Genomic DNA, 11,074 nt, shown 5'->3' with positions numbered 1-11,074 from the left:
GTCACCGCTGAAATCACCCGGGCCAGTCAGTTCGGACATCACATTCCAGCCCTGACCCACGAGAACCCTCGGCAGCCACCCTCCAGAACCGTTCCGCGGGTACATCCACAAGGCCCCTCCACCGTCGCGGGCCAAAACATCCGGATGCCCGTCACCGTTAAAATCACCAGCGCTGACCGCAGCGCTGATGCCATTCCAGCCCTGCCCGACCTGCGATCTCTGGAGCCATCCCCCGCTTCCATTTCCGGGATACAGCCACAAAGCTCCGTTGCCGTCTTTGGCCAAGACATCGGGGTGGGCGTCGCTGTTGAAGTCCTTATTCGCATGATCCCGCACGACCGAAACTGTGCCGTCACTGCCGTTCGCTACGTAGGCAATATGTCTTACAGGGTCTACGCCAACGCCGACCGGCGCCTCACCCACGCGGACGGCTGACTTCACTCCCAGCCCGCTGATCATCGATAAGTTGTTGGCATATAGAGTTGTCATGTATACCGAGTGCGTCGTGGGGTCAACGGCTATCCACTCCGGCGCCCCGCCAGCTATCTGCATCGAAGCTACGACGCTGGTTCCCTCCACGACGTACAAGCGTCCGCCGGCGGACGGGGAGGTGACGTAGATCTTGTGGGTGTACTGGTCTACCGCGACACCTTCAAGCCCATAGCCATTGACATCGACAATACCTGTTACGGCGTTGTCTTTAATGACATACAACTTCCCGTCCCCGCTCGGTGCATAGACCGTGTGGGTGATGGGGTCCAGAGCGACATCCCAGGAATCATGGCCGACGGCGATGGTTGCGGTAACTGCGCTTCCGTTGATGACGGAAATCGTGCCGGACTGGGAGTTGGCAACGTAGACGGTGTGGGTAGCGGGATCCACGGCCAGGCCATGTGGATGGCCGCCTACGGGAATGGTGGCAGTGACCGTTGTCCCCTTGATGACCGAGACAGTGTTTTCCCCCCAGTTGGCCACGTAGACGGTGTGAGTCACCGGATCTACGGTCACACCTTGAGGGTCCCGCCCCACGGGAATCCTGGCGGAAACGGTGCTGCCGTTTATCACAGCCACCGTGCCGGAACTGTAATCGGTGACGTATACCGTTCCTGTAGCCGGATCAACCGCGGCTCCCGCAGGAATGCCACCAACACGAATTGTGTCCGTGACGTCCGGGGCGGCCGTTGCAGAGCTAGTGACCAGAGGGCAAACAGTAATCGCAGCAGTGATTGCCGCGGTTGCCCAAACACGACCGAAGGAAGGGATTCGCATAACTGCAAATCCTACAGTTGCTGTGGGCCCGGTAGACCCTCACAAGCGAAGGCGAACACGACTTCAGGTCGCCCTTGGACCGGCAAATAAGGCCCGACGGGCGGCGCCCGGTACGGGCACCGCTGTAACGCGAGCAACCGAGAATACGAGAGGACTCAGCATCACCCCCACTAGCGAAGGAGAATGTAGAAGACGATCACGAGTCCGGGAAAGAACGCCTGGCCGATGGCGCTGACAAGAAGGCGCTTCTCCGTGACCCACAGCCAGAATCCGAGGAAGACGTGGCACACACAGCAGAAGAGAACTATCGCCGACCCGCCAGCGGGATTGCCTGAGAAGTTCACCAGCCACAGGCCCACTGCGATGCCCAACCCGAAGGTGACGTTGTAGGCGCCAACATTCATCGCCCACATCCGCACTGCGCGCACGTCTTCCGGCCTAATGAGGAAGAACCGGTAAAACCGTTGATCGCCATGGAAGAAAATCTCCAGGATGCCAACGCTGATCAGCGCCAGACCGGTGGATCCGGCGAGTATCTGGCTCAGCAAATTCATGCCGCGCTCCTATGAAAATCCTGCAATCGCCGCTTCTTTGCGTGCAGGTTACGCTTCAGGCGCCAAGACCTTCAAGGGGTTCTGCAAAAGCTCTCAATCACCCGTGCCCGCCCGCCCCCAATCCCGCCCCCACAGCCTCAACAAAAGCATCCGTCTCCGCTGACCTCCGGCTCTTCAACCACAGCGCCGACGTCCGCCACGCTAACGGATCACCCACCAGCGGCCTCCACGCAATTCCGGCGGGAAGAGGTGTCCACGGTTCCTCGTTGAAGTGCACCCCGCGGCCGGCCATGATCAGCCCGTGCGTGAAGTGCTGGTTCCGGGCGTGAACAATCGCCGCAGGCAGGTACCCGGCGTCGCGGCACGTGTGCAGGAACGAGTCGTACAAGGTCGGTGCCATGTGCCGCGGGAAGATGATCAACGGATTCCCGGCCAATTCGCCCAACGGCACAGAAGACAAAGCGGCCAGCGGATGCGCAGCATTCATCACCACACCGAGCGCCCGCGAATACAAAGCCCCCGATTCAAAACCCACGCTGCTCAAAGGGTGACGGACCACCGCAACGTCCAGTTCGCCGTCGCGCAATCGCTCGACCTGCTCAACAGTGGTGAGCTCGTGCAGGTTGAGCAGAACGTCGGGCGCAGACGCAGCAAATGAAGACACCATCGTGGACAACGCAACCGGGTTCGTATCCGGCGGCACTGCTACCTGCAAAATGCCCGAAGCGCCTGGCCGGATCCGCCGCATCGACTCCTGCGCCATGGCCACATGATCCAGCACCCCTCGGGCATGCTCCAGCAATAAGGCCCCGGCTTCGGACAGCTCAACACCCGTACGACGACGATGAAACAGCAGCACCCCGAGCTCCTTCTCCAGGTCCTTGATTCGCTGTGAAAGCGGCGGCTGGGCCATGTGCAAACGCTGCGCCGCACGGCCGAAATGAAGCTCTTCGGAGAGCACCACAAAGTACTTGAGATGGTGAAGGTCCATCGCCGCACCATATCAGTTTGGTATCGAGCCGAGTAGAAATTGATGTTAGACGCGTCACATTCCTCGATGGTCAGATGGGACTCAAGAAGCCCAACGAACCAAAGGAATCTCCCAATGTCCCAGGACGTCCTCTTCGAACAGACCGGCCCCACCGCCATCATCACCCTCAACCGCCCGGACAAGCTCAACGCCTGGACCGAGGCCATGCGCAGCGAACTCATCGAGTACTTGGAAGGCCTCAAAGGCAACGACGAGATCCGCACCGTCATCCTCACCGGCAGCGGCCGCGCGTTCTGCGCCGGACAGGACCTGGCCGAGACCGCCTCCATGAACCCGGAAGATCACGAGTCTGCGGAAGCCTGGATCGACGGTTTCGACCGCCTCTACCGCGCCGTCCGCAACCTTGATCAGATCACCATCGCCGCGGTTAACGGCGTCGCCGCCGGCTCCGGTTTCCAGTACTCATTGCTCGCTGACCTCCGCGTCGGCGACTCGAAAGTCCGCATGGGCCAGCCCGAAGTCCTCTCCGGCATCCCCAGTATCACCGGCATCTGGGCCATGTGGAGCATCCTCGGCAAGTCCAAGACATCCCAGTTCGTCCTCACCGGCGAGCTTGTGGACGCTGCCGAGGCTCAGCGTCTCGGCCTCCTTAACTACTTGGCGGACGACGGCGGCGTGCTGGCATACGCCAAGGACCTCGCCGCACGCTTGAGCCTCCTTCCCCCGGGTGCCGTTCGCTTGACCAAGAACCGCCTGCGCAGCTTGGAAGACGACGACCTCAGCGACGCCATGGCAGAAGCCAAGCGCGTGCACCGCGAAGCGTATGGCACCGGCGAACCGCAGCGCGAGATGGCCCGTTTCCTAGCCGGCCGCCGCTGAAGGGACGGGACAAAAACCATGAAAACCGCAACCCAAGACCGCTACACCCAACTGCGGAACAGCCACTGCTGGGAGGTGCCTGAGCTCTACAACATGGCCGTCGACGTCGCCGACCGGCACCCAAGGGACAAGCGGGCACTCATCCTGGAGTCCGCCGTCGAAGGTCAACGCGAGGTGAGCTGGGGCGAGATCCAGGACCGTTCCCGCCAGATCGCTGCCACCCTGCAGAAGGCCGGCATCAAGAAGGGCGACCGGGTCGCCGTTCTGCTGCCCCAGCGTTCCGACACTCCGGCCGCCTACCTCGGCGTGCTGCGAACCGGCGCCATCCTGGTCACCATGTCCTTGCTCTGGGCAGCAGAACCTATCCGTTTCCGGCTGGAGGACAGCGGGGCGTCAGTAATCATCGCCGAGGAATCCGCGAAGCACCTGTTCGCGGACTACCAAGGCACCTTCATCGACATCGACAGCACGGCCATCAAAGAGGCGTCCACCGACTTCCACGACGTCAAAACCAAAGCCGACGACCCCGCGCTCATCTTCTACACCTCGGGCACCACGGGCCGGGCGAAGGGAATCGTCCACGCCCACCGAACGCTCCTTGGCCACAATGAGTTCGAATACTGCCACCAGATCGGCGATGGCGATGTCTTCTACGGTGCGGGCGAATGGGCGTGGTCGCTGGCCAAACTCATGGGCCCGCTTCGGCTTGGTGCCACGCACCTGGTCTTCCGTCCCAGCGGCGGCTTCGACCCCGCAGCCCTCTTGGACAGCATGAGCCGCCACTGCGTCACCAGCGCGCTGGTCAACCCGACCTTCCTGCGGAAGATGCGCGAAGACGTTCCCGACGCCGGTACTCGCTTTCCGCTGTCCCTGCGGACTGTCTGTTCGTCCAATGAGCCGCTGACACCGGATCTGATCTCGTGGTTCGAGTCGCAGTACGGGGTGACCCTACTGGACTACTACGGTTCCACGGAGTCGTACCCGCTGCTGGGCAACTACCCGGATGTTCCGGTGAAACCAGGGTCCATGGGGCGTCCACTGCCCGGATGGGAAGTCCGCCTCTTGGACGAAAACGAGCAGGAAGTCCCTGCCGGTGAGACCGGTGAGGTCTGCCTCCGCGCACGATCCAACCCGCAATTTCCCTTGGGATACTGGAACATGCCGGAGGCGTCCGCCACCGCATTCGGGGGCGCTTGGTACCACACGAAGGACCAGGCCTACGTGGACGAAGACGGCTACTTCTGGTTCCTGGGGAGGACCGACGACGTCATCAAAACGTCCGGCTACCGTGTTGGACCCTATGAGCTGGAGGCTGTCATTCGCGAGCTCGATCCCGTGCGGGACGTGTCGGTGACTGGCGTGCCCGACGAGCTGCGCGGACAGTCCATCAAGGCTTGGATCGAACTGATGCCCGGTCACGCTGGGGGAGCGGACCTGAGCGAAACCATCGTGGCGCACGTGAAGGAGAACTTCTCCCGCTTCGCGTATCCGCGATTCATTGAATACGTTTCCGCGTTGCCGAAATCGGCCACCGGAAAAGTCCAGCGGGCACAGCTCCGCGATCTCCCACACGTTGTAGCCTCTCCCCGCCTTGAAGGACAACAATCATGAATACGATGACTGAGAAAGTTGCTGAAACCAAGTCTTCCCCGCGCCGCAGCCTGAAGCGCGTCGCCGCGGCAGCCGCCGTCGGAAATTTCGTCGAATGGTTCGACTCCGCGGCCTATGCGGTCATGTCCGTCACCATCGCGAAGCTCTTCTTCCCGGATTACTCCACGACGGCGTCCCTTCTGGCCGTGTGGGCGATCTTCGCCGGCGGCTTCATTGCCAGACCGCTCGGCGCGGCTTTCTTTGGACGCTATGGTGATCGGATTGGGCGCAACAAGATGCTGGGCCTGTGCGTGCTGATCATGAGCGCGGCCACGTTCTGCATCGGCATCCTGCCGACGTTCGCGGTGATTGGTATCTGGGCTCCGATTCTCCTGTTCGTGTTCCGCGCTGTGCAGGGCTTCACAACCGGCGGTGAGTACACGGGATCCTCGGCATTCATCGTGGAATACGCCCCAGAGGGCAAGCGGGCAACGTACGCCAGCATCATCCCGGCCACTGTTGGCCTGGCTTCGGTTGCCGGCGCGTTGCTGGGTGCCGCGATCACCGCGACATTGAGCACCGACGACCTCCAGGCTTGGGGCTGGCGGATTCCCTTCCTGCTCGCTGCACCGCTGGGTCTGATCGGACTATATATCCGCTCGAAGGTGGATGACACTCCGGTGTTCCGCGGCCTGGAGAAGACAGGCGAAGTGGCAAAGCGGCCCCTGGGAGACGCCATCCGGATGTGCTCGCGACAGATCTTCACGCTCTTCGGATACAGCATCACCAACGCCATCGCGTACTACCTGATGAGCAGCTACATGATCGCTTACATGACCTCGAGCCTTGGGTACTCCTCGGCCGAATCCATGATCACGAGTGTGATTACCATGCTGGTGTACACGGCGGTTTGTCCTTTGGCTGCACGTGGCAGTGACCGGTTTGGACGAAAGAAGATGTTGCTGGTGGCCTGTATTGGCTTCGTAGTGATGACCATTCCGGCGTTCTCGATCATGCCTCTGGGGCTCGGGTTCGCGATCCTGGGTACGAGCATCCTGGGTGCACTTGTAGCCGTGATTGGTACGTCCAACGTGCCTGCCTTGGTGGAGATGTTTCCGTCATCGGTCCGGGCCTCCGGCTCCGCCATTGGATACACGCTGGCCTACGTACTGTTCGGTGGAACCGCTCCCTTCGTAGCCACGGGGTTGGTGGCTGGGTTCGGAACCCCGCTGGCTCCGGCCTTCTACCTGATGGGCATGGCTCTAGTGTCCGCAGTGGTTGTGGTCCTGTTCTTCCGGGAGACGAAGGACCTTTCGCTGACGCGGACTACGGTTCTGTAGTTCTGTTGGTGGGGTCCGGCCGCCCAGTCTGATGGCTGGGCGGCCGCGCGAGACGGCGCCGGAGAATAGCTTTCCGGCAATCCCGTGTCCTCGCCTGGCCGGCTGCGCGCTCCATTTCTGATCGAGCGAAGTCACCACCTAGACAACCCCTAGCCACCACCTATGGGCACCCGAATCACACCTATTTTCGGCCCATCCACCACCTAGTTCCCCCTTTCCAGCCTGTGGCCTCCCAGCCTGCCCATAGTGTCCTTCTCAGAACGAGCCCCGGCCAACCGCCGGGCGCTCCCGGGAAATACGGACAATTTGTGGGGTTTGGAATTGAAGCTGAGCCAGGAACAGAGCACTGCAGCCGCAATGGATCAGTGGATCACCGGCATACCGGGGCGTATCCCGGGCCACGTGATCTTTGTGGAGAACCCCGAACATACCAACTATGCAAAGACGCTGGCGAGCGAAGGCTCCACCATTCTGGTCCTCAACGGCGACGAGGATGTCGAAGGCACCGTAAGGGTTTCAGGATCGTTTGACGCCGCCGGGGAGGAACTCCTGGTCGACGGATCTCTGAGCCTGGAGATCCAGGATTACGTGGCCATTCCATTCGTGAACCTTGTGGGTGTGACCATTGTCCGGATCACTACCGAAGAGGACTGGCAGGCATTCTTTGACGATGCCCGGGAAGCGTGGACCTCGGGGCACTTCATCCAACAACTCACTGAAGCCAATGCCGTGTTGGCTGAGCGCGCGTTGCTGACAGGGCAAAACAAAGAGGATTGCCTCCTTACAAGGCTCCACATCGCTTGGGATGGAACCGTCCTGAATGGACCTTACGGAACCATGATCGGCAAGGTGGGTGACGGCCTGGCAGACCTACGCGTGAGGTCCGTTTCCCTGCGTCCGGAATCTGCTGTCGCCTCGGCCTCACCGTCGACACAGATTCGCGACCTACTTGCCGCCTCACCATGGATTCCCCGCTATCTGGCGGCGCTGGACGCATGGAAGTTCATTCCGCGTGAAGAACGCGCCGACACCCGCTTGGTCGGCTTCGGAGTCAGTCTGTACGGTTCCGCCCTCAACGAGGGTCCGCCGTCAGCAGTTGCTCCCTTCATTCTGGTAAAGGGAAGTCAGCACACGCTTCTGGACGCTTCAACGGGCAGGGTTTTCAACATCGGAGCTGATGCCGCCGTCATTGTGGAAGCACTTTCCAACATGGGGGACCTCACCAAGGCTGCCAGCGTGGTGGCATCAGTCATCAACGTGTCGCCAGCAGTAGCCGGAGAAGCTGTGCAAGCAGTCTTCGCACATTTCGAGCAGCTGGGCATTGATGTCATCGGGGAGCGCCGATGACTTCCGTCGCAGCCAGTACAGCTGCGGCAAGAACAGCTCCAGGGATGCAACGCCCGCTCTGGGTTCCCCTCACCACTCAGCACGACTTCCCTGACAAGAGCCACACGGCAGTCAGCGCTCAGGGCGTCCACGTCTCGTTTGAAGACGGACAGCAGCGAATCTGTGCCAAAAGCGGCCTCTGGAACACCAATCTGGGCTACGGAAACCCACACATAGAAGCGGCGATCACGGGAGAACTGCGTACGGCTTCCTACCTTCCGCTCTTCCGGACTTCTCACAGTAAAGCCATCGAGGCCTCACGAGCCCTTCTCTCACTACCAGCACACAACTTCCAGCGCGTGGTCTTCTCCACTTCGGGTGGAGCCGCGAACGACGCCGTCATGAAGTTGGCACGCCAGTTCTTTGCACTGAACGGTCAACCCGAACGGAAGCTCATAGTCGGGCTGAAAAGCAGTTACCACGGGCTCACTTATGGGAGTCAAGCCCTCAGCGGCGATGAACTCGGACAAGCCGTTTATGGCGTGGACCTTCGCTATATTCGCCATATCGAGTTCCAAGATCAAGGCCAGGAGCTGGCTCAGTTGATGCAGCGGGAAGGTCACAGGATCGCCGCGGTGATCGTGGAACCGGTCTTGGGTTCGGGCGCAGAAACAGTGCCGGATGATTTCATTGCCTCCCTGCAACAGCACCGTCAAGACCACGGATTCCTCCTGGTCGCGGACGAGGTTGCCACGGGTTTCGGCCGCGTCGGCGGCTGGTTTGCTTCCGACGAGTGGCTGGAAGCCCCGGATGTCATCGTGACCTCCAAAGGGCTGACCAATGGAACCAGCGCTTGTGCCGCCCTTCTCATAGCCCAGCGCGTGACCCAACTCTTTGACGCAAGCGAGTCCGTGTTTGTCCACGGCGAGACCCAGGCTGGCACACCGCCAACATGCGCCGCCATCCTTGGCACCATCGCTGAAATGACGAGGCTTGATCACAACACCCTGAGCAAACAGGTGGCCGCTGGCCTCAACAAGCTCATAGAAGAGCTTCAAGGCAACGGCGGCGTAGGTAACTCAACAGGTCGCGGCTGCATGAGGGGAGTCAAACTCAACAGGGGGAACGGGATGCCGCTCGCCTCCGAAGGTGTCTTGGCAGTGGTGAGGAGCATCCACGAAGCGGGGGCCATCGTCCAGCCCGGTCCGGGCCGAATCCAGCTTCTGCCAGCTCTTATTTACACCGAGGAGAACTTTGCAGAACTCCAAGCGGCGATAAAGGCAGGCCTTGCTGAGGCAGAGGCTGACGGAGTGTTCCGATGATCGCTGATCACCTGTGGAGGACCCGGTGCGTCATCCTCGACGCCGGAGTAGCGCCCAAGTTCGTCGGCGGACTTACCCGCGGCAGAACGGGTTTGGTGGTGGACAAAGAGCTGGGAGACCACCGGGATGCTTTGGTGGCGAGCGACCTCAAGGGAGTGCCGGTCCTTGAGCTGAACGCGGCTCCGGTCACGGTTGGAACTCTGCGGGAGGTGGGCGGCTTCATTCGCGAGAACGGACTTCAAACCGTTGCGGGGCTCGGCGGAGGCTCAGTTTTGGATGCCGTGAAACTCGCTGCACTCTTCACCGTAGACCCCAGCCTGAACATCTTCGCCGAACGTCACGCCAAGCGTTCCGGTCTCCTCGTTCTGCCTCCCATCACAAACCCCAAGGAGCGTCTCAAAACCATTTTGATGCCGTCCACCGTGGGGACTGGGGCGGAAGTCAGCGCTGTAGCCTGCCTGGACACCGCCGTCGGACGCCGCCTGATTGTCTCGCGACATCTGGCAGGCGACGTGGCAGTGCTCGACGCCGGACACCTCGCCACCCTGCCCAAGCACTTGGTGTTTGAGGGCCTGCTCGAAGCTTTCCTGAGGGTGGCGGGAACCATGATTGGCAGCAATGCGAGCATTTTCGACGACGACGGCCACGTTCTCATCCAGCGGATAGTTCGGTTAGGGCAGAGGCTGACCCGCGAGGATTCGCCCATGCTGCGCCTGGCCGCCGGGCAGCTCAGCATGGAGACACACACTGGATGGGCCCTGATGGGTCGCGACCCCTACGGAGCGAAGCACTGGTACCTGGCCAGCGAGCTCGCATACGTCACTGGCGCAAGGAAGATGACCGCAACGGCCTCGGTGATCGGTCCCGTCTGGGAAGAAATCAGCAAGGGAGCCAGCGCTTGGGGCGACTCTCGACGCCTTCAGAGGCTCTGGTCCATGGTTGCCGCCGCTGAACCCTCTGTGGATCCGGACCCCGTGCAGGGCATCAAGGAGCTGATGTGGCGCTGGCGTATTACCGGGCTCAGGCACATCAGCGAGGAAACGCTGCTGCGAACCACTGACTCAACCATCCGCAACTGGGGCGGGCCGCTTCCCATGCTCCGCGGAATCGATGCCTTCCAGATTCAGCATGTCCTCAGCGCGGCAGCGGGCGGACAGCACATCTTGCCAAGGCCCAGCGGGCAAACAAGCAGCGGTAAGGGAAAGGAGGTGAACACACATGATCAGCAGCTCAGCACTTAAGAGCTTGGACCTCACCGTCCAGGAACTGGAGCCGATGGACGTCCCTGACGACTGGGACGAACGAATCAAGGGGATCTCCGCAGGACTGGCATTGGTAGGCATCGCCGTCGCGATCACCTGATCGTCTTCCGGAAAATCTCAACCCGCAGGAAGGGAGGTGAACACGTATGCAGAACCAGCTCAGCATCTCCATCCAGGAGATCGAGTCATTGGATACGCCGGACTTTAACAACTGGTTTATCGGTGTTACCCAAGGCGTTGCCATAGGCATCATCGCCGTCAGCATCACGTAGGGCGGCAACACCGGGTCCTTACGCACAAGCCAGGAAAGGAGGAGTCAATGATCGCAAACTCGAACCTTCAGCTGTCCATCGAAGAGCTGGAGAACCTCGACACCCCGGATGATACGCCGTGGTACATCCGCGTTGGTGACGTCATCATCATCGCCGGCATCGTCGTCGGAATCGCCGCCACATAGCCGTTGCACGCGGGTGGTGCAGATGATTTTGCCATCGCCCGCGTGTACCCCGGACCTCCACCAAACTCCCGGAGAGCACACGCT

At 61.0% G+C, this 11,074-nt stretch carries 12 protein-coding genes; 9 read left to right on the top strand and 3 right to left on the bottom strand.

The window, feature by feature from the left end; genetic code table 11:
* From ACIQTW_RS07630 to ACIQTW_RS07620, 3 genes are all read right to left on the bottom strand, one after another.
* Window positions 1–1,269 (bottom strand): FG-GAP-like repeat-containing protein (locus ACIQTW_RS07630; RefSeq protein ID WP_402935585.1); only part of this gene is annotated, 1,269 nt, incomplete at its 3' end.
* A gap of 170 nt (window positions 1,270–1,439) precedes the next feature.
* Window positions 1,440–1,823 carry a DUF1304 family protein gene (locus ACIQTW_RS07625; RefSeq protein ID WP_402935583.1) on the bottom strand — a complete coding sequence of 128 codons (384 nt, stop codon included), beginning with the start codon at window positions 1,821–1,823 and terminating at the stop codon, window positions 1,440–1,442.
* Window positions 1,824–1,920: 97 nt separating this feature from the next.
* Window positions 1,921–2,814 (bottom strand): LysR substrate-binding domain-containing protein, encoded by an 894-nt coding sequence (locus ACIQTW_RS07620; RefSeq protein ID WP_402935580.1) that lies wholly within the window; start codon window positions 2,812–2,814, stop codon window positions 1,921–1,923.
* 114 nt (window positions 2,815–2,928) lie between these two features.
* On the opposite strand from ACIQTW_RS07620, the gene ACIQTW_RS07615 reads away from it, so the two are divergent.
* The 9 genes from ACIQTW_RS07615 to ACIQTW_RS07575 all read left to right on the top strand — a co-directional run bounded on the left by ACIQTW_RS07615 (window position 2,929) and on the right by ACIQTW_RS07575 (window position 10,990).
* Entirely contained in the window at window positions 2,929–3,693 is a 765-nt protein-coding gene (locus ACIQTW_RS07615; RefSeq protein ID WP_402935577.1) for an enoyl-CoA hydratase/isomerase family protein, read from the top strand.
* 18 nt (window positions 3,694–3,711) lie between these two features.
* Window positions 3,712–5,304, top strand: a complete 1,593-nt coding sequence (locus ACIQTW_RS07610) for an acyl-CoA synthetase (protein ID WP_402935574.1) — start codon at window positions 3,712–3,714, stop codon at window positions 5,302–5,304.
* Window positions 5,301–6,623, top strand: a complete 1,323-nt coding sequence (locus tag ACIQTW_RS07605) for an MFS transporter (RefSeq protein WP_402935571.1) — start codon at window positions 5,301–5,303, stop codon at window positions 6,621–6,623. The genes ACIQTW_RS07610 and ACIQTW_RS07605 overlap by 4 nt, the downstream gene beginning before the upstream one ends.
* A gap of 246 nt (window positions 6,624–6,869) precedes the next feature.
* Window positions 6,870–7,970 carry a daptide biosynthesis RiPP recognition protein gene (mpaB, locus tag ACIQTW_RS07600; RefSeq protein WP_402935568.1) on the top strand — a complete coding sequence of 367 codons (1,101 nt, stop codon included), beginning with the start codon at window positions 6,870–6,872 and terminating at the stop codon, window positions 7,968–7,970.
* Complete coding sequence (mpaD, locus tag ACIQTW_RS07595) at window positions 7,967–9,271, top strand: daptide-type RiPP biosynthesis aminotransferase (RefSeq protein ID WP_402935565.1); 1,305 nt, start codon at window positions 7,967–7,969, stop codon at window positions 9,269–9,271. The genes mpaB and mpaD overlap by 4 nt, the downstream gene beginning before the upstream one ends.
* Window positions 9,268–10,512 carry a daptide-type RiPP biosynthesis dehydogenase gene (mpaC, locus tag ACIQTW_RS07590; RefSeq protein WP_402935562.1) on the top strand — a complete coding sequence of 415 codons (1,245 nt, stop codon included), beginning with the start codon at window positions 9,268–9,270 and terminating at the stop codon, window positions 10,510–10,512. Before mpaD ends, mpaC begins: the two co-directional genes overlap by 4 nt.
* Window positions 10,490–10,633 carry a daptide-type RiPP gene (locus ACIQTW_RS07585; RefSeq protein ID WP_166660324.1) on the top strand — a complete coding sequence of 48 codons (144 nt, stop codon included), beginning with the start codon at window positions 10,490–10,492 and terminating at the stop codon, window positions 10,631–10,633. The genes mpaC and ACIQTW_RS07585 overlap by 23 nt, the downstream gene beginning before the upstream one ends.
* 46 nt (window positions 10,634–10,679) lie before the next feature.
* Window positions 10,680–10,805 (top strand): daptide-type RiPP, encoded by a 126-nt coding sequence (locus ACIQTW_RS07580; protein WP_402935559.1) that lies wholly within the window; start codon window positions 10,680–10,682, stop codon window positions 10,803–10,805.
* Between the two features lie 47 nt (window positions 10,806–10,852).
* On the top strand, window positions 10,853–10,990 hold the full coding sequence (locus ACIQTW_RS07575) for a daptide-type RiPP (protein ID WP_166660325.1): 138 nt from the start codon (window positions 10,853–10,855) through the stop codon (window positions 10,988–10,990).
* The last annotated feature ends 84 nt before the right edge of the window (window positions 10,991–11,074 follow it).

The sequence above is a fragment of the Paenarthrobacter sp. NPDC090517 genome (genome assembly GCF_044769165.1).
GTDB lineage: Bacteria > Actinomycetota > Actinomycetes > Actinomycetales > Micrococcaceae > Arthrobacter.
This window is presented reverse-complemented; position numbering and strand designations above follow the sequence as displayed.